The sequence below is a fragment of the Aquamicrobium terrae genome (assembly GCF_040545735.1).
GTDB lineage: Bacteria > Pseudomonadota > Alphaproteobacteria > Rhizobiales > Rhizobiaceae > Mesorhizobium > Mesorhizobium terrae_A.
In genome coordinates this window covers 210,844-235,645 of record NZ_JBEPML010000002.1, presented here as the reverse complement: position 1 = coordinate 235,645, position 24,802 = coordinate 210,844, and the positions used below count along the sequence as shown (strand labels likewise).

Below are 24,802 nucleotides of genomic sequence, written 5' to 3'. Positions count from 1 at the left end.
AGTCTGGCCTACCGAAACCGCCACGTTCCGAAGAAATACGCTTCATGAGCCTCATTCCGAAAATCGGCCTGCCGAAGGGCGGCACCGGCTCCTTCGTCATTGATGGCGTGGCCGACGGCTACGAGGCCTTCGCGCTGGCGGAAACCGCGCGCGAGATCGCGCCGGACCGTCCGCTTGTCTTCGTGGCCCGTGACGGGCAGCGCCTGCCGGCCATCGTCGAGGCGCTGGCTTTCGCCGATCCCGGCCTGCCGGTTCTGGAACTGCCGGCGTGGGACTGCCTGCCTTACGATCGCGTCTCCCCGGGCTCGGATGCGGCCGCGCGCCGCCTCGATGCGCTGGCCGCCATCGTCGCCTTGCGCGCCAAACCGCATCGCGCCGTGGTGCTCACCACCGCCAATGCGCTGTTGCAGCGGGTGCCGCCGGCTGAACTGATCGAGGCGCAGACCTTCCGGGCGAAGCCGGGCAATCAGGTCGACATGGACCTGCTCGTCAAGCGGCTGGAGAATTCCGGCTTCGAGCGCGTGCCGACCGTACGAGAGGTGGGCGAGTTCGCCGTGCGCGGCGGCATCCTCGACCTCTTTGCGCCCGGCGCGGAGGAAGCCCTGCGCCTCGATTTCTTCGGGGACACGCTGGAATCGATCCGCGCCTTCGATGTCGCCAGTCAGCGCACCACCGGCCAGCGGGCCGAACTGGTGATGCAGGCGATGAGCGAGGTGGCTCTGACCGCCGACAGCATCAGCCGCTTCCGCCGCGCCTATATCGAGGCCTTCGGCGCACCCTCGCGCGACGATGCGCTCTATGCGGCGGTGAGCGAAGGCCGCCGTTTTGCCGGCATGGAGCATTGGCTGCCCTTCTTCTACGAGCGGCTGGAGGCGATTTTCGACTACCTGCCGGATGTGCCGGTGGTGTTCGACCATCTGGCGCATGAGGCGCTTTCCGAGCGCCACGCGCTCATCCTCGACCATTACGAGGCGCGCAAGCAGCAGGCCGACGGCGCGCTGAAGGATGCCGTGCCCTACAAGCCGGTCGCGCCGCAGCTCATGTATCTTTCGCCGGACGAGATTAACGCCGCGACCGCCGGGCGCGAGGCTATCGAGTTCACGCCTTTCGCGGCACCCGATGCGGGCGACCGGAAGGTTTTCCACGCCGGCGCGCGCGCCGGCCGCAGCTTTGCCGAGGAGCGCGCCGACCCCAACGCCAATGTCTTCACCGAGGCGGTGAATCACATTTCCGACCAGCGCGCCGCCGGCCGCCGCGTCGTCATCGCCGGCTGGACGGAAGGCTCGCTCGACCGGCTGGGGCAGATCCTGGCCGAGCATCATCTCGGCAATCTCAAGCGCGTCGCCACGCTCTCCGAAACCGAGAAGCTGGAGAAAGGGCAGGCGGCGCTGGCCGTGCTGCAACTCGAAACCGGCTTCGAGACCGACGGCATGGTCGTCGTTGCCGAGCAGGACATTCTGGGCGACCGGCTGGTGCGCCGCTCGAAGAAGCGCAAGCGCGCCGCCGATTTCATCTCCGAAGCCGCCTCGCTGTCGGCCGGCGACATTGTCGTCCATGCCGATCACGGCATCGGCCGTTTCGTCGGCCTGAAGACCATTCAGGCCGCCGGCGCGCCGCATGACTGCCTCGAAATCCGCTATGCCGGCGACGACCGGCTGTTCTTGCCGGTGGAGAATATCGAGCTTCTGTCGCGCTATGGCTCGGATTCGGCCGAGGCCACGCTGGACAAGCTCGGCGGCGGCGCATGGCAGGCCCGAAAGGCAAGGCTGAAGAAACGCCTGCTCGACATGGCGGGCGACCTCATCCGCATCGCGGCCGAGCGCCAGATGCGCGCCGCCCCAACCATGATCCCGGCCGAAGGCATCTACGGCGAGTTCTCTGCCCGCTTCCCCTACGAGGAAACCGACGACCAGCAGACGGCCATCGACGCGGTGATGGAAGACCTTTCCGCCGGCCGGCCGATGGACCGGCTGGTGTGCGGCGACGTCGGTTTCGGCAAGACGGAAGTGGCGTTGCGCGCGGCCTTCATCGCCGCTCTGGAAGGTTTCCAGGTGGCGGTGGTGGTGCCGACCACGCTTCTGTCACGCCAGCATTTCAAGACCTTCTCGCAGCGCTTCGCCGGGCTTCCGGTCAAGGTGCGGCAGGCCTCGCGGCTGGTCGGCGCCAAGGAGCTGGCCGAAACCAGGAAGGGGCTGGAGGAAGGCACCATCGACATCGTCGTCGGCACCCATGCGCTGCTCGGCTCTTCCATAAAGTTCAGGAACCTCGGCCTGCTCATCATCGACGAGGAGCAGCATTTCGGCGTCAAGCACAAGGAGCGGCTGAAGGAGCTGAAGACCGACGTGCATGTGCTGACGCTGTCGGCGACGCCGATCCCGCGCACGCTGCAACTGGCGCTGACGGGCGTGCGCGAACTGTCGCTGATCGCCACCCCGCCGGTGGACCGCATGGCGGTGCGCACCTTCATCTCGCCCTTCGATCCGCTGGTCATCCGCGAGACGCTGCTGCGCGAGCGCTATCGCGGCGGCCAGAGCTTTTACGTCGTGCCGCGTATCAGCGATCTTTCGGAAATCGAGGATTTCCTTAAGGAATCCGTGCCGGAGCTGAAGGTGGCCATAGCCCACGGCCAGATGCCCCCCGGCCGGCTGGACGACATCATGAACGCCTTCTACGAAGGCCAGTACGATGTGCTGCTCTCCACCACCATCGTGGAATCCGGCCTCGACATCCCGACCGCCAACACCATGATCGTCCATCGCGCCGACATGTTCGGCCTCGCCCAGCTCTACCAGCTTCGGGGCCGCGTCGGCCGCTCCAAGGTGCGCGCCTATGCGCTGTTCACGCTGCCGGCCAAGAAGAAGCTGACCGACACCGCCGACCGCCGCCTCAAGGTCCTGCAATCGCTGGATTCGCTGGGCGCCGGCTTCCAGCTCGCCAGTCACGACCTCGACATCCGCGGTGCCGGCAATCTTCTGGGCGAGGAGCAGTCGGGCCACATCAAGGAGGTCGGCTTCGAGCTCTACCAGCAGATGCTGGAAGAGGCGGTGGCCGAGGTGAAGGACTCCGGCGAGGCGACCGACACCGGCTGGTCGCCGCAGATCGCCATCGGCACGGCGGTGATGATCCCCGAAAGCTATGTGCCCGACCTGCAATTGCGGCTGGCGCTCTATCGCCGCCTCGGCGACCTGGAGACGCCGGAGGAGATCGACGCCTTCGGGGCCGAGCTTATCGACCGCTTCGGCCCGCTGCCGGACGAGGTCAAGCACCTGCTCAAGATCGTCTTCATCAAGGCGCTGTGCCGCAAGGCCAATGTCGAGAAGCTGGATGCGGGGCCGAAGGGCGTCGTCATCCAGTTCCGCAACAAGACTTTTGCCAACCCGGCCGGGCTGGTCAGATTCATCGGCGAGCAGGGCATCCTGGCCAAGATCAGGCCGGACCAGAGCGTCGTCTTCATCCGCGACTGGCCGAATGCCGACAAGCGTCTTTCCGGCTCGGCGGTGGTGATGACGCAACTGGCGAAACTCGCAGCCGCCTGAGGGGCGCTGGATCGGCAGGCGCAATTGCCCTAGTTCTTGCAACCGACGCCGATTTATGCGGCGCAGTTCGGGGGCGGAGGGCAGATGCTGCGCAATTTCGATTTCAGCTCCTGGCAGAGCATCCTGTTCACGGTGGTCGGGCTGGCGCTGTTCACGCTCATTAGCATGGGCATCCGGCTCATCATGATGTTCACCATCCAGCAGCGCCGGGAGCGGATGAACCGCCAGATCAATGAGCGCCTGCGCACGCTGATCGCCGCCTACAAGGTGCTGGGCGGTTCCTTCACCGGCGACCTGACGGTCGATCCCCGTCATCTGCGCGACCTGCACAGGCGGGAGCAACCCGCCGCCGAACCCGTACCGGATGAGGAAGGGGAGGCGGCGGAAACGGTCGGCGTCGTCGTTCCGAATGCCGAACCGGGCTCCGACCGTCCCCGGCGCATCCGCGACGCGGTGGAGGCAGCACTTTCCGATATCATCCTGCTCGGCACCGAGCAGCAGGTGAGGCTGGCCGAACGCGCCGCGCGCGAACTGGTCGCCGGCCACCCGGTGCATACGCATGAGCTTGTCGTCTCGTTGCGCGATTTCATCCGCGAGGCGCTCGACATCGGACCGATCCCCGCCGATCTGTCGATCCCCATGCAAGGCCCGACGCGGCCCTCCGGCTCTGGCGGGCGCGGCAAGGGTGAGGGCAGGCAGGGGCAGGGGTCCGGCGGACGCGGCGGCGGCGGAATGGGCGGAGGCATGGGAATGGGAGGCGGCGGCATGGGCGGGGGGCTTGGAATGGGCAGCGTCGACGATACGCCCGGCTCCAGTCACCGCTCGTGAAAATTCACCGCCAAGGTTTCAGCGCCGGGATCGCGCGCATAAGCGATGATGTCATCATTCCAGAAGCGGAGCACGCGAAAGCCGCGTTGGTTCAACATGATGTCGCGCTTGCGGTCATAGTCCGAATCCGCATGCTGGCTGCCGTCGATTTCGACAATGAGCTTTGCTTCAAGACACAGGAAATCGACGATGTAATTTCCGATCGGCACCTGTCGACGGAACTTCATCTTGTCCAGCCGTCGATCCCGAAGCTCCTGCCAGAGCTTGTGCTCCGCCTCTGTCGGCTCCTTCCGCATCGAGCGCGCCGACGCGGCATGGGATCATGATAGCTGGATCTGTGGAGGGGTAACTACCCGGCGCTGTCCAGTTCCCCGCGCGCTTTTGCCGTCGCGACCTGCCTTATGGCGTCGGCGAGGGTTTCGGCCTCCTGCGCGCCCATCACGGCGTAGCGCCCTTCGAGCAGGAAGCACGGCACGCCGGTGACGCCCATGCGCGAGGCGGTGGCGATTTCGGCCCGCACGGCGTCGGCATCCGCGTCGGTGGACAGCAGCGCTTCCACGACCGTGGCATCCATGCCCGCTTCCCGTGCGGCGGCGACCAGCACCGCCGGATCGCCGACATTCCCGCCCTGCTCGAAATACAGGCTGAACAGGCGCCGCACCAGCTTGCCCTGCACCTCCCGGCTCGTCGCGCCGGCCCAGCGGATGACACGATGGGCGTCGAGCGTGTTGGGCGAAACCTTGATGGCGTCGAAGTCGAAGGCGATACCTTCGGCGGCGCCCAGCGGCTCGATGCGGGCGTGGATTTCGCGGATGCGATCCTCGCTGCCGAACTTGCCCAGCATATAGTCCTGCCTGTCCAACCCCCCAGCCGGTATGGTCGGATCGAGCTGGAACGGCCTCCAGTTGACTTCGACTTCTATGCCCTCGGCCGCGGCAATCGCCTTGTCGAGCCGCTTCTGGCCGATGAAGCACCACGGGCACACGACATCGGACACCACGTCGATGCTGACGGTAGGGGATGCTGTCATGGCCTGCTCCTTTCGCGGGATGTCAGTTCGATTTCACCCACCATGTCGGCAACTGGAAACCGAACAGCGGGTCCTTGCCCGGATGCTCCAGCTTGTTCCAGTAGGCGATCAACTGCTGCGGGTTGTGCTGCATCGGCACCATGTAATTGCCGGAGATCAGCAGCCGGTCGAGCACCCGCACGGCCGCGACGAAATCGTCCTTGGCGCGCGCGTTGAGCATCGCCTCGATGGCGGCGTCCACGGCCGGATCGGCAACCCCGGCGAGGTTGAACGAGCCCTCGATATCGGCGGCCTCCGATCCCCAGCGTCCGATCTGCTCGATGCCGGGCGAGAGTGAATTGTTGAAGCCGCTCGACCCGATCAGCAGTTCGAAATCGAAGCGCTGCTTGCGCGACTGGATCTGGTCGCCGTCGAGCGCCCGGATCGTCACGGCGATGCCGAGCTTGGCCAGCGTGCGCTGGTAGAGGGCCGCCAGCCGCTCCTCGTCCTGCGAGGCGGTGAGGATCTCGAAGCCGAAGGGCTGCCCGTCCGGATCGAGCATCACGCCCTTCTCGATCCTGAAGCCGACGCTCTTGAGGAGGTCGAGCGCGGCTTTCAGCGCGGCGCGATCCTGCCCCGATCCGTCGTTCACCGGCGGGCGCCAGGTGCCGTCCATCACATCCGGCGGCACGCGGCCGGGAAAGGGAGCGAGCAGCGCCTTTTCCTTCTCGCTGGCCGGATGGCCGAGGGCGGAAAGCTCCGAGCCCTGCCAGTAGCTCATGGTGCGGGCGAGCTTGCCGCCGAACATGTTCTTGTTGGCCCATTCGAAGTCGTAGAGCATGCCCAGCGCGCGCCGCACGGTCGGGTCGGCGAATTTGTACAGCCGCGTGTTGAACAGGAAACCCGTCACCACCGGCGGAATGCCGAGGTCGTAGGCCTTGACGATGACCCGCCCGTCCTTGGCGGCGGGAAAGTCGAACTCGCGCTCCACCTGCAACGGCCCCATGCCGGTGTAGAGCGGGCCGGCATAGGCGGTGCAGATGCCTTTCTTGAACGCTTCGAACTGGGCGGTGGCGTTCAGGAAATATTCGATGGTGATCTTGTCGAAATTGTCGAAGCCGCGCTTGGTGGGGATGTCCTTGCCCCAGTAGTCGGCGTTGCGGCGAAACACGATGCGCTGCCCCGGCACCACCTGGTCGATGATGTAGGGTCCGGAGCCGATAACCGGCTTCAGTGTGCCGCGGTCGAAGGTCTCCTTGTCGAAGAAATGCTTCGGCACGATGGGCGTTGCGGCGATGATGAGCGGAAATTCGCGGTCGGCATGCTCGTTGAAGGTGAAGCGCACGCTGTGCTCGCCGGTCTTCTCCAGCTTCTCCACCCGCTTCATGCGGTCGGAATAGGGGGGGCGGCCCTTCTCGGTATAGACGTCGTAGGTGAACAGCACGTCTTCCGGCGTCACCGGCTGCCCGTCGGACCATTTCGCATTCGGGTCGAGATGGAATTCGATCCATTTGCGGTCCTCGTCCATCTCCACGCTTTCGGCCAGCAGCCCGTAGAGGCTGAAGGCCTCGTCCATGTTGCGCTGCATGAGCGGCTCGAAGACGAGATTGCCGAAGATCGTGTCGATGACGCCGCGCGCGGTGGTGCGCAGGCTTTTCAGGATGAAGGGATTGAGATTGTCGAAGGTGCCGACCACGCAATAGGTGACCTCGCCCCCCTTGGGTGCGTCGGGGTTGGCGTAGCCGAAATGGGTGAAACCGGCCGAAAGCGCCGGCTCGCCCTGCATGGCGAGGGCGTGGCGGGGTTCCGCCGCGGCATTCTGGGGTGCGATGGACAGCAGCGAAAGGGCGGCGGTCAGCCAGAAAGCGGTTCGGCTCATGACGGGTTCCGGTGCACGGCGTGGTGATTCGGTGGCGAAGTTACCACGTGGCGCGCAAATGCGGTGGTCACAGTCAAGAAATGCACCCCGCGGGCTGGATTCGCCGACGCTTGCAGTGTAACACGCCGCGCGAGCCATCCTGTTGCCTCATTTACGCAACAGGTAGCGTTGCGGTGCGGCGTCGGGCTTGCGCCGCGGGCACAAAGTCGAGAGGAAGCGCACCTTATGTCCAGCCTGAAATCCAAAGCGTACCGTCTGTCGGTCATGGCCGCTGGCGTGGCCGGGTTCCTCGCAACCGGGTTGCCGCAGGCTTCGGCCCAGCAGATTCCGCAGGGCTGGTTCAAGGCCTGTTCGAAGCAGGAGGACGTCGATATCTGCAATGTGCAGAACATCGTCACCGCCGGCAATGGCCAGCTCGTCACCGGCGTGAGCATGATCGACCTGCGCGGCAAGGTCAATCGCAAGGTCTTCCAGGTCACCGTGCCCAGCGGCCGCCTCGTGCCTCCGGGCATCGCCCTCCAGGTTGACGGCGGCAAGGCCCAGAAGCTCGACTATGTCATCTGCTTCCCGGACCGTTGCGTGGCTGAGGTGCCGATGACCGACCAGCTCGTCGCCTCGTTCAAGAAGGGCTCCGAGATTCAGCTGACCTCGATCAACTTCCAGAATCAGCCGAACCCGATCAAGATTTCGCTCGAGGGCTTCACCGGCGCCTTCGAAGGCCCGGCGCTGCAGGCGTCGGACCTGGAAGATCGCCAGAAGAAGCTCCAGGAGTTCGTTTCCAAGAACAACGAGGACTTCGCCAAGAAGCTCAAGGAAGAGCAGGAAAAGGCCAAGGCCGGAAACTGATCCCGGTTTCATTCCCGGAATTTTGCAAGAAGGCCCCGCTCGACGGGGCCTTTTTCATATCCGCATAAGCCGGCTTCGTTCACGCGCCCGTCATGGCCAGCCCATAGATCACACCCCGACACGTCCGGCGGAGTGATTCTGATGCGAATGTCCTGGATGCGCCTGCTGCTTGCCTGTATCTGCCTGCTGCCCGGCGGCGCGGCAATGGCCGGCGAGAATCGCGTCGACCAGATACTGGAACGGTTCGAGCAGGCCAATCGCTGGCGCGATCACGTCATGATCGTCGCGCACAGGGCAGGCGGCCTGCGGGCCGGAAAGACGCTCTATCCCGAGAATTCGCTGGCCGCGCTGCGGGCCTCGATCGCCGACGGCGCGGAAATGGTCGAGGTGGACGTGCGCCGCAGCGCCGATGGCGTCCTCGTGGTGATGCACGATAGCTGGCTCGACCGCACCACCACCTGCAAGGGTGAGGTGGCGCCCCGGACGCTGGCGGAACTGAAGGAATGCCGCCTCCTTGTCGAAGGCACCGGCGTTGCCACCGGCGAGTTCGTGCCCACGCTGGCGGAGTTCCTGTCCGCCGCCAAGGGGCGCATCCTCGTCAACATCGACAACAAGCTCGGCAGGGATGAGTTTCCCGCCATGATCGCCGTCGCGCGCAATCTCGGCATGGTAAGGCAGGTCGTCATCAAGGAGAATCTGTGGAACGAGCAGCGCCTTGCCGGCGCACGCGACATGCTGCGCACGGCGGGCGATGGCGTGCATTTCATGCCCATCATCGCCGACGATGCGGTGCGCGATGTCGGTTTCGTCGAGACCCTGCAGTCCGCCTTGCCTTCGCGCGCCATGGAACTGATCAACTGGCGCGATGGCGCCGAGTTCCTGACGAAGACCGGCGGGCCGCTGTTTTCCACCCGCATGCGCGCCGCCGCGGTGCGTGGCAACTGGCATATCTGGGCCAACACCTACGCCATCGTCAACAAGCCGGGCGGCTTCCTGGCCGGCGGGCGCGGTGACGAGCTTGCGACGCTGGCCAGCCTGCCGGCGGAAAGCTGGGGGTTCTGGGCGGAGCGGGGCGCCACCATCATCCAGACCGACGAGCCGGGTGCCGCCATAAACTGGCTGGCCGCCAACGGCTACCGCGTTCCCTATGAGGGAAGCGACATCGAGATGGCCGGGCGAACGGCGAGCATCAACTGAGCGCGTGGCTTGAGCCGCCAAAGCAAAAAGGCCGCCCGAAAGGCGGCCTTTTCGATGAAGTGAAAAGCGTGCCGCTTAGCGCTTCGAGAACTGGAAGGAACGACGGGCCTTGGCCTTGCCGTACTTCTTGCGCTCGACCACGCGGCTGTCGCGGGTCAGGAAGCCGCCCTTCTTGAGCACGCCGCGCAGTTCCGGCTCGTAATAGGTCAGAGCCTTGGAAATGCCGTGGCGCACGGCGCCCGCCTGGCCGGACAGGCCGCCGCCGGCAACGGTGGCGATGACGTCGTACTGGCCGACGCGGTTGGCCGCGACGATCGGCTGGTTCAGGATCATCTGCAGGACCGGACGCGCGAAGTACTTGTCGTACTCCTTGCCGTTGATGACGACCTTGCCGGAGCCGGGCTTGACCCAGACGCGGGCGATGGCGTCCTTGCGCTTGCCGGTGGCATAGGCGCGGCCCGACTTGTCGAGCTTCTGGACATGGACCGGCGCGGCGGGCTGCGAGGTCTGGGCGACGGAGCCCAGTTCCGCGAGCGAGGAAAGCTGCTCAGCCATTACTTGACCTTCTTGTTCTTGGCGTTCAGCGCGCCGACGTCGAGCGTCTCGGGCTGCTGGGCCGTGTGGGGGTGTTCGGTGCCTGCATAGACGCGCAGGTTCTTCATCTGGCGACGGCCGAGCGGGCCGCGCGGGATCATGCGCTCGACAGCCTTCTCGACGACGCGCTCGGGGAAGCGGCCCTCGATGATCTGGCGCGCGGTGCGCTCCTTGATGCCGCCGGGGTGGCCGGTGTGCCAGTAGTACTTCTTGTCGGTGTACTTCTTGCCCGTGAACACCACCTTGTCGGCATTGATGATGATGACGTTGTCGCCGTCATCGACATGGGGGGTGAAGGTGGGCTTGTGCTTGCCGCGCAGACGGTTGGCGACGAGAGAGGCGAGGCGGCCGACGACGAGACCTTCGGCGTCGATCAGCACCCACTTCTTCACCACGTCCGCAGGCTTCTGCGAAAAGGTTGTCATGGTTCTGTTTCCAGTTGGGACCCTGCCTGCCTTGCGGCCTGCACGGCGTTTCTTGTTGCTTGGATTGGAAGCCTGCGGCCGCCAATAACAAAACGGCGGCCGATCGAGGCCGCTGTCTACATCGTGCTTATAGGGAAGGGGCAGGGTGGCGTCAAGCCACCGAAACTGCCTTCCATTTTAAAAACTATAACAAAAACAGTATGTTGAAATTAAGGTATTATTTTACCTCACCCAATGATCCGATACGCGCGATTGGATGTCCCCGATAACCGTCCGCACCTCGGTGCGCAGTTCCCTGACGCTGTCGGCGTCGTAATCCTGGGACGGGAGCCTGAAGACCTTGCCGTTCGTCAGTTCGGTCAATTCGTGGACGGCTTTCAGGGCCGGCGGGATATCTGCGCCGTCCACCGCACCGGAAACGCGGAAGAAAAGCTGGCCCTCTTCCTTGAGCGCGAACAGCGTGGCCCGCAATTCCCGCCGCTTCTGGATGAATTCGTCATTGTCGATCTCGCCCTTTTTCAGGGTCCGCAGCGCCACGAGCGAGGAGGCGCAGCACAAGACGCGCTGGCCCCATTCGATGAGTTGCTTGTCGGCCTCCAGCTTTACGGCCTGCCGTGAAATCTCGTTGGCATGGTCGGCAAGCTCGTTCGCGTTCTGCGAAATGGAATTGGCGTTGCGGGCTATGAACACAGCGGCGACCGCCAGCACGGTCGTGGCGATCAGGTTCAGAACGTCGAATATCATGGCGGTTCAGCCTCGGCTCATGCTGGGTTGTTTTTGCGGCTGGGCGGAATCGAATAGGTGCCGGTGGCATGGGAGACGCTGTGTCCGTCCGCACCGGCCACGATATCGATGTCGAACACCATCAGGCTCCTGCCGAGCTTGAGGATGCGGCAGTGGCCGTCGATCGGCCCGATTCCGGCCTTGCGCATGAAGTTGATGTTGAGATTGACGGTGACGGACAGCGGGTCGGCGCCGGCATGCGTCAGCGCCAGCACATAGCCGCCGATATCGGCCAGCGTGAACAGGGTCGGGCCGGACACCGTGCCGCCCGGCCGCAAATGACGCTCGTCGGCATTGAGCCGCACCGTGCAGCCGCCGCTGAACACATCGAGCACCTCATATGTGCGCCCGCCCTCGTTGAGCTGCGGGTAGACGGAGCCCAGCAACTCATTGGCTTCTTGCGTGGTCAGGCTCGGTTGATGCGTGGTCTGGGCAGGCATGGCACGGCTCCGTTCGAATGGGCGCCTATGAGAAGCACATTCGGGCAAGGACTTTCAACGCTGGCGTGTAACGCCTGGATCGGCCCGTCCGTGTCTGGATGAAGAATATTATTCCGACACTTTCCGGAAAATCGGGATTATCGTTCCAAAGCGCTCGGGGGTATGGTGTTTTGCGCTTTGCAACTTGCCTTGCCGCTCACAATGATAGCAAAGAGTTTCCGATATGCCCGCCTTGGAGGAATGAAATGTCGCAGAATGCCCCCGGTTTCAACACGCTCGCCGTCCATGCGGGCGCCAAGCCGGATCCGACCACCGGCGCGCGCGCCGTTCCGATCTACCAGACCACCTCTTTCGTCTTCGAGAACACCGACCATGCCGCCTCGCTGTTCGGCTTGCAGGCGTTCGGAAACATCTACACTCGCATCATGAACCCCACCCAGGCGGTTCTGGAGGAACGCGTCGCGGCGCTGGAAGGCGGCACCGCCGCGCTTGCCACGGCATCCGGCCAGGCCGCGCACCTGCTCGTCTTCCACACGCTGCTGCAATCGGGTGACAATTTCGTCGCCGCCCGCAAGCTTTACGGCGGCACCATCAACCAGTTCGGCGCCTCCTTCCAGAGCTTCGGCTGGGACGTGCGCTGGGCGGATGTCGATGACCCGGCGAGCTTCGAGAAACTGATCGACGAGCGCACCAAGGCGATCCACATCGAGAGCCTTGCCAATCCCGGCGGCGAGTTCGTCGATATCCAGGCGATCGCCGATATCGCGCACAAGCATGGCCTGCCGCTGATCGTTGACAACACATTGGCCTCGCCCTATCTGGTGCGGCCGCTGGAGCATGGCGCCGACATCGTCGTCCATTCGCTGACCAAGTTCATCGGTGGCCATGGCAACGCCATCGGCGGCATCATCGTCGACGGCGGCACTTTCGACTGGTCGAAGTCGGGCAAATATCCGCTGTTGTCGGAGCCGCGGCCCGAATATGGCGGCATCGTCGTGCACCAGACCTTCGGCAATTTCGCCTTCGCCATCGCCGCGCGCGTGCTCGGCCTGCGCGATCTCGGCCCGGCGATCTCGCCGTTCAACGCCTTCCTGATCCTGACCGGCCTGGAGACGCTGCCGCTGCGCATGCAGCGGCATTGCGACAATGCGCAGGCCGTCGCGGAATGGCTGTCGAAGCATCCGAAGATTGACTGGGTGTCCTATCCGGGCCTGCCTGACGACAAGAACCACGCCCTTCAGCAGCGATATTCGCCCAAGGGCGCCGGCTCGGTGTTCACCTTCGGCCTCAAGGGCGGCTACGAATCCGGCGTCAAATTCGTCGAGGGGCTGGAGATGTTCTCGCATCTGGCCAATATCGGCGACACCAAGTCTCTGGTCATCCATCCGGCCTCGACCACGCACCGCCAGCTTTCCGACGAGCAGAAGGTGGCGGCCGGCGCCGGCCCCGAAGTCGTGCGCCTGTCGGTCGGCATCGAGGACGTCAAGGACATCATCGCCGATCTCGAACAGGCGCTGGCCAAGGCCTGACCTTCATGGCAGGCCCAGGGACAGGCCCAAATGCAGGCAGGGCTCCGCAGCAATCCGGAGCCCGGTCGGCATGAGCGAGCCGAAGTTCCTGTCCCTCGACATCGCCGGCATCGAGGCGGAGGCCGGCGCACCCGCGCCGGACCGTCTCATTTCCGGCGATCCGCAATTCCGGAGCTGGAATGTGGAGGAACGCGATGGCGGCCTCTATGCCGGCATCTGGGAATCGACGCCCGGCAAATGGCGCATCGCCTATGACGAGTGGGAGTTCTGCCATATCCTGTCCGGCGTCTCGGTGATCACCGAGGAGGGCGGCGAGGCGCGCACCGTGCGCGCCGGCGATTCCTTCGTCCTCAGGCCCGGCTTCAAGGGAAGCTGGGAAGTCCTTGAAACGACTCGCAAGGAATATGTGATCCGCCTCTGAAACGGCGGGCGGCGTCACCTGCCTGTCATGGCCAGCGGTTAGCTCCGGCTTGTCCTTCCAACAAGCCAAGGAGGCCGTCATGGTCACTCGTCGAAATCTCATCAAGGCCGGCGCTGCCGCCGCGTTGTTCACGCCTTTCGCGGGCTTCACCGTCACCCGCGCCGTCGCGCAGGAGGCGCCGCTGTTCCGCTTCGGCATCGTCGCCGACCCGCAATATGCGCCGGTCGTCCCGAACCTGAAGATGAACCGCTACTATTCCAACAGCCTTTGGAAGCTCTCCGACGCCATCGAGGCGTTCAACAAGGAAGACCTCCAGTTCGTGGCCACGCTGGGCGACATCATCGACCGCCACTGGGAAAGCTTCAACCATATCCTGCCGCTTTACGACAAGCTCAGGCACGAGCATTTCTTCGTGCTCGGCAACCACGACTATGACATTGCCAAGGAATACCTGACCTCGGTCACCCGGACCGTGGGCATGGAAAAGGCCTATTATGACTTCACCGGCGGCGGCTACCGCTTCCTCGTGCTGGACGGCAACGACGTCAGCACCTTCGCGCCGCCGGAAGGCGACCCGCGCCGGGAAGTGGCCGCGAAAAGGCTGGAAGAGCTGAAGGCCAGGGAGGCGGACAATGCCCAGCCCTGGAACGGTTCGCTGAGCGACGAGCAGTTCGCCTGGGCCGAGGAGACCATGAAGAAGGCGCAGGCCGCCGGCGAGAAGGTGATCGTGCTCAACCACTATCCGGTCTACCCGGCCAATGAGCACAATCAGTGGGATTCCGAGCGCATCGTGGAGATGCTGACCGGCTACGATAATTTCGTCGCCTATTTCAACGGCCACAACCATGCCGGCAACTACGGCGAGACCGGCGGCAAGCATTTCCTCAACTTCAAGGGCATGGTCGATACGCCCGACACCACCGCCTATGCGGTGGTCGAGGTATATGCCGACCGCATCGAGGTCCGTGGGGTCGGCCGCGAGGAAAACCGCACGCTGAAGATCTGAGCCCGCGCCTGCGCCCTTGCCGCAGCGACGCCGGCCCGTATGTTCTGGCATGCGGGCCGGTTTCGTTGGAAGGGTAAGCACATGCAGGTCATTGTCATCGGGGCGGGCATAGCGGGCCTGTCGAGCGCCTGGTCGCTGGTCAAGGCCGGCCATGCCGTGACCCTGATCGAGCAGGGGCCCATTCCCAATCCGCTTGCCGCTTCCGGCGATCATCACCGCATCATCCGCCGCGCCTATGGCAGCCAGTCCGGCTACGGGCGGCTGATTTCCGAAGCCTATGATGCGTGGGACGGGATGTGGGCCGATCTCGGCCGCAGCCATCTCGATCCGCGCGGTTTCCTGTGCGTCTCGCGCGAGCCGGGCGACGAGGCCGACGATTATCTCGAAGGGATGAGGCAGGGCGGCTGGCCGGTCGAATTGCTCCAGCCCGGCGCCGCCGTCGAGCGCTGGCCGTTTCTGGGGGCCGGAACGTTCCGCTTCGCCTTCTTCTCCGAGGAGGGCGGCGCGCTGCATTGCCGCCGCATCGCGGCGGACCTGCTGGCCTGGCTGCGCCGCAAGGGCGCCAATGTCTACGAGCACAGCAAGGTGACCGAAGTGGAGGCCGATGCCGGCCGCGTGACGCTGGCGGACGGGTCCGTCATGCAGGCCGACCGCGTCGTCGTGGCCGCCGGCGCCTGGGTGCTGAAACTGTTTCCCGAACTGGGCGCGGACCTGACGACCTACCGCACGGCGGTCGCCTATGCCGAGCCGCCCGCCGATCTCAAGGCCGCCTGGGACGCCGCCCCGGTAATCCTCGATGTCGGCGGCAACACCGACGGCTACATGGTCCCGCCCACGGGCGGGGCCGGCCTGAAATTCGGCTCCGGCCTGCACAAGGTCGAAACCAGCGACGCCGACTGGAACCGTGAGCCTGTCGAGGGGGAGGGCGAGGCGATCCTCAGCCTGTTTTCCCCGCCCATCGCCCGGATCGGCGCATACCGCGTCACCGATGTCGTGACCTGCGCCTACACCTTCACCGGGGACGAAACCTTCTATGCCCATGAAAAGGGCCGGTGCCTGATCGTGTCGGCATGTTCGGGCCATGGCTACAAGTTCGGCGCGGCCGTCGGCCGAAGCGTGGCGGGCGCGGTGGAAACCGGCGATACCGACGGCCTGAATCGCTGGCTGCGTGCCGAAGCGGGGTGATTGGCCGGCCCGACCCGTTAAGCGGCAACCTTAACGGGCTTGTGGCGCAGTCTCGCCCTTGCGCAAGGGCGAGCCGCCATCCTATTTACGGGATGAGTAAGAAGAACGATTCAATCCCGGCCTTGCCCCGGTCCCCCTCTCGACAAGGACAATCCATGAAAGACCCGATCGAAACCTACATGAACCTCGTTCCGATGGTGGTCGAGCAGACCAATCGCGGCGAGCGGGCCTATGACATCTTCTCGCGCCTCCTGAAGGAGCGCATCATTTTCATCACCGGTCCGGTCGAGGACGGCATGGCGACGCTGGTCTGCGCGCAGCTTCTGTTCCTTGAGGCCGAGAACCCGAAGAAGGAAATCTCGCTCTACATCAACTCGCCGGGCGGCGTGGTGACGAGCGGCATGGCCATCTACGACACCATGCAGTTCATCAAGCCGGCCGTTTCGACGCTGTGCATCGGCCAGGCCGCCTCGATGGGCTCGCTGCTCCTGTGCGCCGGCGCGCCGGGCATGCGCTTCGCCACGCCCAATGCGCGCATCATGGTTCACCAGCCTTCGGGGGGGTTCCAGGGGCAGGCGTCGGACATCGAGCGCCACGCGCAGGACATCATCAAGCTCAAGCGCCGTCTCAACGAGGTCTATGTCAAGCACACCGGCAAGGACTACGAGACCATTGAAAAAACGCTCGACCGCGACCATTTCATGACTGCGGAAGAGGCGCTGGCATTCGGGCTGATCGACAAGGTGCATTCCACGCGTGAGGCGGCCGAGGCGGACACTGCTTCGGCCTGATATGTGCCAGGCGCGGAAATGACACGCTTTTGAGAAGGTTTGCGGCATTTCGGCCACAATTTGCTGTTCCCACAGCCCACGCGATTGCCTACGTTAAGGCAATGTTGATTTTCGACGGCTTAGCTTCGAAATGGGGCTGCGGGAATCATTGCCACGTTTTCTGATTGGTGTTTCGTACGGAATGCGTTGCGGGAAGCCGGGGAGCCGGCAGCGGCGAATTTCCTCGGAGCACCGGGAGTGCGTCCCGCCGGCCAGGCCACCGGCGGACGGTCATGAAAGGACTGGAAGATGAGCAAGGTCAGCAACGGCGGCGGTGACTCCAAGAACACGCTCTATTGCTCGTTCTGCGGCAAGAGCCAGCACGAAGTTCGCAAGCTGATCGCCGGGCCCACCGTCTTCATTTGCGACGAGTGCGTCGAACTGTGCATGGACATCATCCGCGAGGAGAACAAGACCTCGATGGTGAAGTCGCGCGAGGGCGTGCCCACGCCGCAGGAGATCATCAAGGTTCTCGACGACTATGTGATCGGCCAGCCCTACGCCAAGCGCGTGCTGTCGGTCGCCGTCCACAACCACTACAAGCGCCTTGCTCACGCCGGCAAGGGCAACGACGTCGAGCTGTCGAAGTCCAACATCCTGCTGATCGGCCCGACCGGCTGCGGCAAGACCCTGCTGGCCCAGACGCTCGCCCGCATCATCGACGTTCCCTTCACCATGGCCGACGCCACGACGCTCACCGAGGCGGGCTATGTCGGCGAGGATGTCGAGAACATCATCCTGAAGCTGCTGCAGGCGGCCGACTACAATGTCGAGCGCGCCCAGCGCGGCATCGTCTACATCGACGAGATCGACAAGATTTCGCGCAAGTCCGACAATCCCTCGATCACCCGCGACGTGTCGGGCGAGGGCGTGCAGCAGGCGCTCCTGAAGATCATGGAGGGCACCGTCGCCTCCGTGCCGCCGCAGGGCGGCCGCAAGCATCCGCAGCAGGAGTTCCTGCAGGTCGACACCGCCAACATCCTGTTCATCTGCGGCGGTGCCTTCGCGGGGCTCGACAAGATCATCTCCGACCGCGGCCGCAAGACCTCGATCGGCTTCGGCGCCAGCGTCGCCTCGCCCGAGGAGCGCCGCACCGGTGAACTGTTCCGTCAGGTCGAGCCGGAGGACCTGCTCAAGTTCGGCCTGATTCCGGAATTCGTCGGCCGCCTGCCGGTACTGGCGACGCTGGAGGACCTCGACGAGGCCGCTCTGGTGCAGATCCTGACCGAGCCGAAGAACGCGCTGGTGAAGCAGTATCAGCGCCTGTTCGAGATGGAGAATGTGGAGCTGACCTTTCACGAGAACGCGCTCACCGCCATCGCCCGCCGCGCCATCGAGCGCAAGACCGGCGCGCGCGGCCTGCGTTCCATCATGGAAGCGATCCTGCTGGACTCCATGTTCGAGTTGCCGGCGCTGGAAGGCGTGCGCGAGGTCGTCATCTCCGAGGAGGTGGTGTCCGGCAATGCGCGTCCGCTCTACATCTATTCCGACGCCAAGGAAAAGAAGGGTAACGTCAGCGCCTGACAATGGCGTGCCCCGGAGCCGCGCGGCGGCTCCGGGCATGTTTGGCAGGCAGATGACGGGCTCATCCGCAAGGCAGACAGGCCGGACAAGCAGGCGTGGATCGGGCCCAAACGGGCTTGAGTGAAGCGCGCCGGAAACCGCTTTTAGACCTCCGTCCGGTTCATGGCGCACATCGCCACTTGATCTTTGCTTTGCCGGCATCCACCTAACGGATGAGTTCGGGGCTGATATCCGCGCTGCAAAGCCTCCGTCGCAAACGGTGGTAGGCGGAACGATCCCCGGTCGTTAATATAGGATTCGCGTTCGGCCAAAGGCGTGCGCGAAGGAAAGGTTAGACAATGGCCAAAACAGCCCGGTCCGCAGGCAACGGTGTGTTCGCAGTCCTTCCCCTGCGCGACATCGTGGTCTTTCCGCACATGATCGTGCCGCTCTTTGTCGGCCGTGAAAAGTCGATCAAGGCCCTGGAAGAGGTGATGGGTCAGGAAAAGCAGATCCTGCTCGCCACCCAGATGAATGCCGCCGACGACGATCCCGAAGCCGACGCCATCTATGAGGTTGGCACGCTCGCCAATGTGCTGCAGCTTCTCAAGTTGCCCGACGGCACCGTCAAGGTGCTGGTCGAAGGCACCGCGCGTGCGCGCATCGAAAGCTTCACCGACCGCGCCGACTTCCACGAGGCCCGCGCAGTGACGCTCGAGGAGCCGGAGGAGGACGAGGTCGAGATCGAGGCCCTGGCCCGTTCCGTGGTCTCGGACTTCGAGAACTATGTAAAGCTCAACAAGAAGATCTCGCCCGAGGTGGTTGGCGCGGCCAGCCAGATCGAAGACTATTCCAAGCTCGCCGATACGGTCGCCTCGCATCTGGCCATCAAGATTCCCGAGAAGCAGGAGATGCTCTCCACCCTTTCGGTGAAGGAGCGTCTGGAGCGCGCCATGGGCTTCATGGAGGCGGAGATTTCCGTGCTCCAGGTGGAGAAGCGCATCCGCTCGCGCGTCAAGCGCCAGATGGAGAAGACGCAGCGCGAATACTACCTCAACGAGCAGATGAAGGCGATCCAGAAGGAGCTCGGCGAGGGCGAGGACGGCCGCGACGAGGCCGCCGAGCTGGAAGCGCGCATCAAGAAGACCAAGCTCTCCAAGGAGGCCCGCGAAAAGGCGGAAGCCGAGCTGAAGAAGCTGCGCACCATGTCGCCGATGTCGGCGGAAGCCACGGTCGTGCGCAACTATCTCGATTGGCTGCTGTCCATTCCGTGGGGCCGCAACTCCAAGGTCAAGCAGGACCTCAACTTCTCGCAGGACGTGCTCGATGCCGATCACTACGGCCTCGACAAGGTCAAGGAGCGCATCGTCGAGTATCTGGCCGTGCAGAGCCGCCAGAAGAAGCTCAAGGGTCCGATCCTGTGCCTCGTCGGCCCTCCCGGCGTCGGCAAGACCTCGCTCGGCAAGTCGATCGCCAAGGCCACGGGGCGCGAGTTCGTGCGCATGGCGCTCGGCGGCGTGCGTGACGAGGCCGAGATCCGCGGTCACCGGCGCACCTATATCGGCTCGATGCCCGGCAAGGTCATCCAGTCGATGAAGAAGGCCAAGAAGTCCAACCCGCTCTTCCTGCTCGACGAGATCGACAAGATGGGCCAGGACTTCCGCGGCGATCCGTCCTCGGCGCTGCTCGAGGTGCTGGATCCGGAGCAGAACGCGACCTTCATGGACCATTACCTCGAGGTCGAATACGACCTGTCGAGCGTGATGTTCGTGACGACGGCGAACACGCTGAACATTCCGGGCCCGCTGATGGACCGCATGGAGATCATCCGTATCGCGGGCTACACCGAGGATGAAAAGGTCGAGATCGCCAAGCGGCACCTGATGTCGAAGGTGGTTCGTGACCACGCCCTGCAGCCGAAGGAGTTTTCGGTCAGCGAGGATGCCATTCGCGGCATCATCCAGACCTATACCCGCGAGGCAGGCGTACGAAGCCTTGAGCGCGAGCTGATGAAGCTTGGGCGCAAGGCCGTGACCGAGATCCTGAAAACCAAGAAGAAGTCGGTGAAGATCACCGCCGACAACCTGGCTGATTATCTCGGTGTGCAGCGCTACCGCTTCGGCATGGCCGAGACGGACGATCAGGTCGGTGTCGTCACCGGGCTGGCGTGGACCGAGGTCGGCGGCGAGTTGCTGACGATCGAGGGTGTCATGATGCCCGGCAAGGGCCGCATGACCGTCACCGGCAACCTGAAGGACGTGATGAAGGAATCGATCTCGGCGGCGGCATCCTATGTCCGCTCGCGGGCCATCGATTTCGGCGTGGAGCCGCCGCTCTTCGACAAGCGCGACATCCACGTCCACGTGCCGGAAGGCGCGACGCCGAAGGATGGTCCCTCGGCCGGCGTGGCCATGGCCACCGCCATCGTCTCGGTGCTCACCGGCATTCCGGTGAAGGCCGATGTGGCGATGACCGGCGAGATCACGCTGCGCGGCAGGGTGCTGCCGATCGGCGGGTTGAAGGAGAAGCTGCTGGCCGCGCTTCGCGGCGGTATCAAGAAGGTGCTGATCCCGGAAGAGAACGCCAAGGATCTGGCCGAGATACCGGACAACGTGAAGAACGGCCTGGAGATCGTTCCGGTCAGCCGCGTCGGGGAGGTTCTGCGCCATGCGCTGGTGCGCATGCCGGAGCCGATCGAGTGGGTGGAACCTGCCGAAACGCCGGCTGCCGTCGACACCACCGACGACGCCGGAAAGGCGCTGGCGCATTAGCGCTCGCTCACGTTGCACTGCATCAATCGAAGGAGCCGGGCCCTGTGCCCGGCTTTTTTACTTGAAAAGCCCGGAAAACAGGGGATTCTCAGCCCCCGAAGCCGGAATTTCGCTTGGTTGCGGTCGCGCTTCTTTTTAAAGTTCGGCTCCTGCCGGATGAGTCTTTCGTCCTGGTTTTCTCATGGAAGGGAAATTTTATGAACAAGAACGAACTGGTGTCCGCTGTCGCCGATGCTGCGAAACTGTCCAAGGCTGATGCACAGTCGGCGGTCGATGCGGTGTTCTCCGCCATCACCGGCGAACTGAAGAACGGTGGGGACGTCCGGCTTGTCGGTTTCGGTAATTTCTCGGTGTCGAAGCGCGCCGCGTCGACCGGCCGCAACCCGCAGACCGGTGCCGAGGTGAAGATCCCGGCCCGCACGGTGCCGAAGTTCACCGCCGGCAAGGGCCTCAAGGACGCGGTCAACTAAGCCGCTGCCGCTGTATCGGGGCAGGGTCTGCCTCGTTCGTGAATTGCAAAACCCCGTCGGGTTGCCGACGGGGTTTTTCTTTGTTTCACGCTGTGGCCGAATGTGAGGGCCTCGGGCGGTCGTCGTGGCGGATTTCAGTTATCTTCCGGCTCGGCGGGGGCGAGGCTGAGGAGGAGCCTTTGACCAGCGATCGGCGATCGTCGATGCGGTATCGCTTGCTTGCCTTTGTCGTCGCCAGCGTTGGCGGCGTGGCTGCCGCTCTCGTTTCCTTCGCCGTCATCGTCATCGTCGTGCTGCTCAGGGCTTGCGGTTCAGGTCGCCGTAGCGCGGGCCGGGGTCGCTCCCTGCGCCTCGCTTGAAACGGCGTGTTCCAGCACGCCGGCCAGCGGCGCAATGCGGATGGCGTCGAGCAGGATGCCGCCACTGAGTTCGCTGGGGCTGCCTATGAAAACGAGCAGCGCGGCGAGGACCTGCCATGTGTCCCCCTCGAACGGCCCCAGCATATGCGTGGCCCACAGCCACGCGCCGGCCCATCCGATCACGCGGTAGGGCAAGGGGCCGCAGGATGTCGTCCGTCGCCGTCATCGACGCAACTGGCTTGGGCGCAACCTGGCTTGCCGGTGGAGCGAGCTCAAGTATCGGCTATTTTCAGGCGAGAGGGGCCGACATCACCGCAACTTCGAACGCCGTTCCGGCTTTCGAAGTTTCTTGAACCAATTCTGGTAAATTATTGAAAAATGGCGCGAGTGACGGGGCTCGAACCCGCGACCTCCGGCGTGACAGGCCGGCACTCTAACCGACTGAGCTACACCCGCGCTTGGACGGACACCGTTGATGTGTTCGTCGTTGGGCGGGTGGATAAGGGGTTCCCTGGCAGGTGTCAAGCGCTCCGGTGGCGGTTGTGTGAAAAGATTGAATGTTTTTCTGGAAAGCCCGATTTCGGCTTTCCTCATCACCACCGGCAAGCCGCTGAATCGCGTCTGGGGACTTGCGAAGCCGGCCGGAACTGCTTAATGGTCCGGCCCGCTAAGGGCGATTAGCTCAGTTGGTAGAGCGCTTCGTTTACACCGAAGATGTCGGCGGTTCGAGCCCGTCATCGCCCACCATTTTCCCCCAGGCATTTTTTGGCAGAGCATGTCGGCAACCCGGCGGCTGCCTGTGGGGCAGGTCTCCATGCTGCGCTTCGACATTCGGAACTAAGTCGTCGAAATCCAACGGATTACTCCCATCGGTCGATGGGCTTCATCAATTCCTTCCGCTGTTCGCTGCCCCGGATTGAAAATAAACTCTGCCCAATCGCATATTCGAGCACGAACGACATGCTACAGGCAAACGTGTTCACCTGCTCCCTGGTCGGCTACGTGCTGTTGTCCGGCGCTACCGGCGCGCAGGAATTGCTGGTTGTGCTCAGACCGACCGCGGACAAGGTCACGCAAGCCGCCTCGCTGGATTGTCTGGATGCCTACGACCAGGTGGATGAAGCCTCGGCGGTGCTTTCGCTCAGCGCCGATATCCTTCGTCTTTGTGCCGCAATGGGGCCGGACGGCAATAGCTGCGACCGGGAACTGCGACGCGTCGTGTTCGATCATTCAAAATTCCGCGACGCAATGCTTGCTGCGACAGAAAAATGCACCAAACGTTGAGCCGCTCCGATGCGGCTGCGATATCTCGGCCTCCGGCGCTTGAGTGAGTTGCCAGCATAACGTGCTGGCCTTCCACTTTGCAGCGTCTGGTTGCTCGACAAGCCTGCCGCACTGTTTTCCAATCGGCCTTTCCGGTTTTGGGACAACCAGAAGGAGAGGTGGACATGCGGCCGATACAATTGAAGCGGCTTTCCTTTGCCGTGGCGCTCTCGCTGGGCGCCGCATGGGTGGTGCCGGTCTACGCGGCTTCGCCCGCGCCGGCCGAGGGCGACAACGGCATGGTGGTGACGGCCCAGCATCTGGCGACCGATGTCGGCATCGAGGTGCTCAAGAATGGCGGCAACGCGGTCGATGCTGCCGTCGCCGTCGGTTATGCGCTGGCTGTCGTCTATCCGACTGCCGGCAATCTGGGCGGCGGCGGCTTCATGACGATCCGCCTCAAGGACGGCACTCCGACCTTCCTCGATTTCCGCGAGCGCGCGCCGCTGGCCGCGACCAAGACCATGTATCTCGACACCGACGGCAATCCGGTTCCCGGCGCCAGCACCGATACCTATCTGGCGGTCGGCGTTCCCGGTTCCGTGGCCGGGTTCGAGATGGCGCGTGAGAAATACGGCACCAAGCCGCGCGAGGAGCTTCTGGCCCCGGCGCTCAAGCTGGCCAGCGACGGCTTCGTGCTGGAGCCCGGCGACATCGCCTCCTTCGCCGACGGCAACGACATGCTGGCGAAGGACGAGGCGGCGGCGAAGATCTTCCTCAAGGACGGCAAGCCATACGAACTCGGCGCGACGCTGGTGCAGGCCGACCTTGCCAAATCGCTGGCCGCCATCTCGAAAGGTGGCACCGACGCCTTCTACAAGGGCGAAACCGCCGACCTGATCGTCAAGGCGAGCCAAGTCAATGGCGGCATCCTGGCCAAGGAGGATTTCGAGCAGTACAAGGTCCGCGAGCTGGAGCCGGTGAAGTGTAGCTATCGCGGCTATGACATCGTCTCCTCGCCGCCGCCCTCCTCGGGCGGGCTGGTGATCTGCGAAATCCTCAACGTGCTCGAAGGCTACCCGATCTCCTATCTGGGTTACGGCTCGGCCGAGACCACCCGGCTGATGGTGGAGGCCATGCGCCACGCCTTCGTCGACCGCAACACGGCGCTTGGCGATCCGGATTTCGTCGAGAACCCGGTCGAGAAACTGACCAGCAAGGCCTATGCGGAGGAGATCCGCGCCCGCATCGACCCGTACCGGGCCGGCGTCAGCGAGGCGCTGAAGCCGGCGGGCTTCGGCGAATCGACCGAGACGACGCATTATTCGATCATCGACATGGACGGCAATGCGGTCGCCGTCACCTATACGCTCAACGGCTCCTTCGGCACCGGCAAGGTGGCGGAAGGCACCGGCATCCTGCTCAACAACGAGATGGACGACTTCACCGTCAAGCCGGGCGTGCCGAACCTCTACGGGCTGGTGCAGGGCGAGGCCAACGCCATCGAGCCGCGCAAGTCGCCGCTGTCGTCGATGAGCCCGACCATCGTGTCCCGGGACGGCAATCCATTCATGGTCATCGGCAGCCCCGGCGGCTCGCGCATCATCACCATCACGCTCGAGGCGATCATGAATGTGATCGACCATGGCATGGACCTGCAGGAGGCCATCGACGCGCCGCGCATCCATCACCAGTGGCTGCCGGACAAGGTCTATGTCGAGCCCTATGCGCTGTCGCCCGACACGATGCGGATTCTCGCTGGCATGGGCTATGACGTCGGCATCGATCCCGATTGGACGATCTGGGGCGAGGCGGCCGGCATTCTCGTCGGCGGCAGGAACCTGAAGCAGATCGAGGCGGGCGATGGCGCGCGCTATTACGGCGCCATCGACAGCCGCGCCACGGCTGGAGCAGCGAAGGGCTACTGA

General features: G+C 64.1%; 22 protein-coding genes and 2 tRNA genes. 15 read left to right on the top strand and 9 right to left on the bottom strand.

Annotated elements, in window-relative coordinates:
• Positions 1-44: 44 nt before the first annotated feature.
• Both mfd and ABID37_RS03695 read left to right on the top strand, forming a co-directional pair.
• On the top strand, positions 45-3,536 hold the full coding sequence (mfd, locus tag ABID37_RS03700) for a transcription-repair coupling factor (protein ID WP_354192716.1): 3,492 nt from the start codon (positions 45-47) through the stop codon (positions 3,534-3,536).
• Positions 3,537-3,620: 84 nt separating this feature from the next.
• Positions 3,621-4,364, top strand: a complete 744-nt coding sequence (locus ABID37_RS03695; RefSeq protein ID WP_354192715.1) for a hypothetical protein — start codon at positions 3,621-3,623, stop codon at positions 4,362-4,364.
• On the opposite strand, the gene ABID37_RS03690 is transcribed toward ABID37_RS03695, so the two are convergent.
• The 3 genes from ABID37_RS03690 to ABID37_RS03680 are packed head-to-tail and all read right to left on the bottom strand — an operon-like array spanning position 4,352 to position 7,252.
• A complete protein-coding gene (locus ABID37_RS03690; RefSeq protein ID WP_354192714.1) occupies positions 4,352-4,660 on the bottom strand; it encodes an endonuclease domain-containing protein in 309 nt (102 codons plus the stop codon). The two genes, ABID37_RS03695 and ABID37_RS03690, sit on opposite strands and share 13 nt — an antisense overlap.
• Before the next feature lie 53 nt (positions 4,661-4,713).
• Positions 4,714-5,394, bottom strand: a complete 681-nt coding sequence (locus ABID37_RS03685; protein WP_354192713.1) for a DsbA family oxidoreductase — start codon at positions 5,392-5,394, stop codon at positions 4,714-4,716.
• Between the two features lie 22 nt (positions 5,395-5,416).
• Positions 5,417-7,252 (bottom strand): extracellular solute-binding protein, encoded by a 1,836-nt coding sequence (locus ABID37_RS03680; protein ID WP_354192712.1) that lies wholly within the window; start codon positions 7,250-7,252, stop codon positions 5,417-5,419.
• A 225-nt stretch (positions 7,253-7,477) separates the two neighbouring features.
• Between ABID37_RS03680 and ABID37_RS03675 the strand changes: the two genes are divergently transcribed.
• Together ABID37_RS03675 and ABID37_RS03670 are read left to right on the top strand one after the other, a co-directional pair.
• On the top strand, positions 7,478-8,098 hold the full coding sequence (locus ABID37_RS03675; RefSeq protein ID WP_354193046.1) for an invasion associated locus B family protein: 621 nt from the start codon (positions 7,478-7,480) through the stop codon (positions 8,096-8,098).
• A 141-nt stretch (positions 8,099-8,239) separates the two neighbouring features.
• The gene (locus ABID37_RS03670; RefSeq protein WP_354192710.1) at positions 8,240-9,295 is read left to right on the top strand and encodes a glycerophosphodiester phosphodiesterase family protein; all 1,056 of its coding nucleotides are present in this window, start codon (positions 8,240-8,242) and stop codon (positions 9,293-9,295) included.
• Positions 9,296-9,370: 75 nt separating this feature from the next.
• Here the strand turns inward: ABID37_RS03670 and rpsI are convergent, their stop codons facing one another.
• From rpsI to ABID37_RS03650, 4 genes are all read right to left on the bottom strand, one after another.
• Positions 9,371-9,850 carry a 30S ribosomal protein S9 gene (rpsI, locus tag ABID37_RS03665; RefSeq protein ID WP_354192709.1) on the bottom strand — a complete coding sequence of 160 codons (480 nt, stop codon included), beginning with the start codon at positions 9,848-9,850 and terminating at the stop codon, positions 9,371-9,373.
• On the bottom strand, positions 9,850-10,314 hold the full coding sequence (gene rplM, locus ABID37_RS03660) for a 50S ribosomal protein L13 (RefSeq protein WP_354192708.1): 465 nt from the start codon (positions 10,312-10,314) through the stop codon (positions 9,850-9,852). Before rplM ends, rpsI begins: the two co-directional genes overlap by 1 nt.
• 222 nt (positions 10,315-10,536) lie before the next feature.
• Entirely contained in the window at positions 10,537-11,058 is a 522-nt protein-coding gene (locus ABID37_RS03655) for an SHOCT domain-containing protein (protein ID WP_354192707.1), read from the bottom strand.
• 17 nt (positions 11,059-11,075) lie between these two features.
• Positions 11,076-11,537, bottom strand: a complete 462-nt coding sequence (locus ABID37_RS03650; protein WP_354192705.1) for a PaaI family thioesterase — start codon at positions 11,535-11,537, stop codon at positions 11,076-11,078.
• A 245-nt stretch (positions 11,538-11,782) separates the two neighbouring features.
• On the opposite strand from ABID37_RS03650, the gene ABID37_RS03645 reads away from it, so the two are divergent.
• The 8 genes from ABID37_RS03645 (at position 11,783) to hupB (ending at position 21,252) form a co-directional block, all read left to right on the top strand.
• Positions 11,783-13,066, top strand: a complete 1,284-nt coding sequence (locus tag ABID37_RS03645) for an O-acetylhomoserine aminocarboxypropyltransferase (protein ID WP_354192704.1) — start codon at positions 11,783-11,785, stop codon at positions 13,064-13,066.
• 70 nt (positions 13,067-13,136) lie between these two features.
• Positions 13,137-13,487: a cupin domain-containing protein gene (locus ABID37_RS03640; RefSeq protein ID WP_354192703.1), complete on the top strand. Its 351-nt coding sequence runs from the start codon at positions 13,137-13,139 to the stop codon at positions 13,485-13,487.
• Positions 13,488-13,566: 79 nt separating this feature from the next.
• The gene (locus ABID37_RS03635) at positions 13,567-14,493 is read left to right on the top strand and encodes a metallophosphoesterase (RefSeq protein ID WP_354192702.1); all 927 of its coding nucleotides are present in this window, start codon (positions 13,567-13,569) and stop codon (positions 14,491-14,493) included.
• Positions 14,494-14,574: 81 nt separating this feature from the next.
• Positions 14,575-15,678, top strand: a complete 1,104-nt coding sequence (locus ABID37_RS03630) for an NAD(P)/FAD-dependent oxidoreductase (RefSeq protein WP_354192701.1) — start codon at positions 14,575-14,577, stop codon at positions 15,676-15,678.
• 155 nt (positions 15,679-15,833) lie between these two features.
• Positions 15,834-16,469 (top strand): ATP-dependent Clp protease proteolytic subunit, encoded by a 636-nt coding sequence (locus ABID37_RS03625; RefSeq protein WP_354192700.1) that lies wholly within the window; start codon positions 15,834-15,836, stop codon positions 16,467-16,469.
• A 288-nt stretch (positions 16,470-16,757) separates the two neighbouring features.
• Positions 16,758-18,032, top strand: a complete 1,275-nt coding sequence (gene clpX, locus ABID37_RS03620) for an ATP-dependent Clp protease ATP-binding subunit ClpX (RefSeq protein WP_354192699.1) — start codon at positions 16,758-16,760, stop codon at positions 18,030-18,032.
• 338 nt (positions 18,033-18,370) lie between these two features.
• Positions 18,371-20,782: an endopeptidase La gene (gene lon / locus ABID37_RS03615; RefSeq protein ID WP_354192698.1), complete on the top strand. Its 2,412-nt coding sequence runs from the start codon at positions 18,371-18,373 to the stop codon at positions 20,780-20,782.
• Positions 20,783-20,979: 197 nt separating this feature from the next.
• Entirely contained in the window at positions 20,980-21,252 is a 273-nt protein-coding gene (gene hupB, locus ABID37_RS03610; RefSeq protein ID WP_354192697.1) for a DNA-binding protein HupB, read from the top strand.
• Positions 21,253-21,563: 311 nt separating this feature from the next.
• Here hupB and ABID37_RS03605 read toward each other — a convergent pair whose 3' ends face one another.
• Complete coding sequence (locus tag ABID37_RS03605) at positions 21,564-21,806, bottom strand: hypothetical protein (RefSeq protein WP_354192696.1); 243 nt, start codon at positions 21,804-21,806, stop codon at positions 21,564-21,566.
• Between the two features lie 184 nt (positions 21,807-21,990).
• Positions 21,991-22,067: transfer RNA gene (locus tag ABID37_RS03600), tRNA-Asp, on the bottom strand.
• Between the two features lie 215 nt (positions 22,068-22,282).
• On the opposite strand from ABID37_RS03600, the gene ABID37_RS03595 reads away from it, so the two are divergent.
• The 3 genes from ABID37_RS03595 (at position 22,283) to ggt (ending at position 24,802) form a co-directional block, all read left to right on the top strand.
• Positions 22,283-22,358, top strand: a tRNA-Val gene (locus ABID37_RS03595).
• A 129-nt stretch (positions 22,359-22,487) separates the two neighbouring features.
• Positions 22,488-22,895 (top strand): hypothetical protein, encoded by a 408-nt coding sequence (locus ABID37_RS03590; protein ID WP_354192695.1) that lies wholly within the window; start codon positions 22,488-22,490, stop codon positions 22,893-22,895.
• 164 nt (positions 22,896-23,059) lie between these two features.
• On the top strand, positions 23,060-24,802 hold the full coding sequence (gene ggt, locus ABID37_RS03585; protein ID WP_354192694.1) for a gamma-glutamyltransferase: 1,743 nt from the start codon (positions 23,060-23,062) through the stop codon (positions 24,800-24,802).

What these genes read in the sequence shown, in the direction of transcription:
- ABID37_RS03645 (WP_354192704.1), top strand. Translation starts at nt 11,783, where the DNA reads ATGTCGCAGAATGCCCCCGGTTTCAACACGCTCGCCGTCCATGCGGGC.
- ABID37_RS03685 (WP_354192713.1), bottom strand. Translation starts at nt 5,394, where the DNA reads ATGACAGCATCCCCTACCGTCAGCATCGACGTGGTGTCCGATGTCGTG.
- rplM (WP_354192708.1), bottom strand. Translation starts at nt 10,314, where the DNA reads ATGACAACCTTTTCGCAGAAGCCTGCGGACGTGGTGAAGAAGTGGGTG.
- ABID37_RS03635 (WP_354192702.1), top strand. Translation starts at nt 13,567, where the DNA reads ATGGTCACTCGTCGAAATCTCATCAAGGCCGGCGCTGCCGCCGCGTTG.
- ABID37_RS03670 (WP_354192710.1), top strand. Translation starts at nt 8,240, where the DNA reads ATGCGAATGTCCTGGATGCGCCTGCTGCTTGCCTGTATCTGCCTGCTG.
- ABID37_RS03655 (WP_354192707.1), bottom strand. Translation starts at nt 11,058, where the DNA reads ATGATATTCGACGTTCTGAACCTGATCGCCACGACCGTGCTGGCGGTC.
- ABID37_RS03640 (WP_354192703.1), top strand. Translation starts at nt 13,137, where the DNA reads ATGAGCGAGCCGAAGTTCCTGTCCCTCGACATCGCCGGCATCGAGGCG.
- ABID37_RS03590 (WP_354192695.1), top strand. Translation starts at nt 22,488, where the DNA reads ATGGGCTTCATCAATTCCTTCCGCTGTTCGCTGCCCCGGATTGAAAAT.
- ABID37_RS03680 (WP_354192712.1), bottom strand. Translation starts at nt 7,252, where the DNA reads ATGAGCCGAACCGCTTTCTGGCTGACCGCCGCCCTTTCGCTGCTGTCC.
- ABID37_RS03675 (WP_354193046.1), top strand. Translation starts at nt 7,478, where the DNA reads ATGTCCAGCCTGAAATCCAAAGCGTACCGTCTGTCGGTCATGGCCGCT.
- ABID37_RS03625 (WP_354192700.1), top strand. Translation starts at nt 15,834, where the DNA reads ATGAAAGACCCGATCGAAACCTACATGAACCTCGTTCCGATGGTGGTC.
- lon (WP_354192698.1), top strand. Translation starts at nt 18,371, where the DNA reads ATGGCCAAAACAGCCCGGTCCGCAGGCAACGGTGTGTTCGCAGTCCTT.
- ABID37_RS03630 (WP_354192701.1), top strand. Translation starts at nt 14,575, where the DNA reads ATGCAGGTCATTGTCATCGGGGCGGGCATAGCGGGCCTGTCGAGCGCC.
- ABID37_RS03650 (WP_354192705.1), bottom strand. Translation starts at nt 11,537, where the DNA reads ATGCCTGCCCAGACCACGCATCAACCGAGCCTGACCACGCAAGAAGCC.
- ABID37_RS03690 (WP_354192714.1), bottom strand. Translation starts at nt 4,660, where the DNA reads ATGCGGAAGGAGCCGACAGAGGCGGAGCACAAGCTCTGGCAGGAGCTT.
- mfd (WP_354192716.1), top strand. Translation starts at nt 45, where the DNA reads ATGAGCCTCATTCCGAAAATCGGCCTGCCGAAGGGCGGCACCGGCTCC.
- ABID37_RS03695 (WP_354192715.1), top strand. Translation starts at nt 3,621, where the DNA reads ATGCTGCGCAATTTCGATTTCAGCTCCTGGCAGAGCATCCTGTTCACG.
- rpsI (WP_354192709.1), bottom strand. Translation starts at nt 9,850, where the DNA reads ATGGCTGAGCAGCTTTCCTCGCTCGCGGAACTGGGCTCCGTCGCCCAG.
- ggt (WP_354192694.1), top strand. Translation starts at nt 23,060, where the DNA reads ATGCGGCCGATACAATTGAAGCGGCTTTCCTTTGCCGTGGCGCTCTCG.
- hupB (WP_354192697.1), top strand. Translation starts at nt 20,980, where the DNA reads ATGAACAAGAACGAACTGGTGTCCGCTGTCGCCGATGCTGCGAAACTG.
- clpX (WP_354192699.1), top strand. Translation starts at nt 16,758, where the DNA reads ATGAGCAAGGTCAGCAACGGCGGCGGTGACTCCAAGAACACGCTCTAT.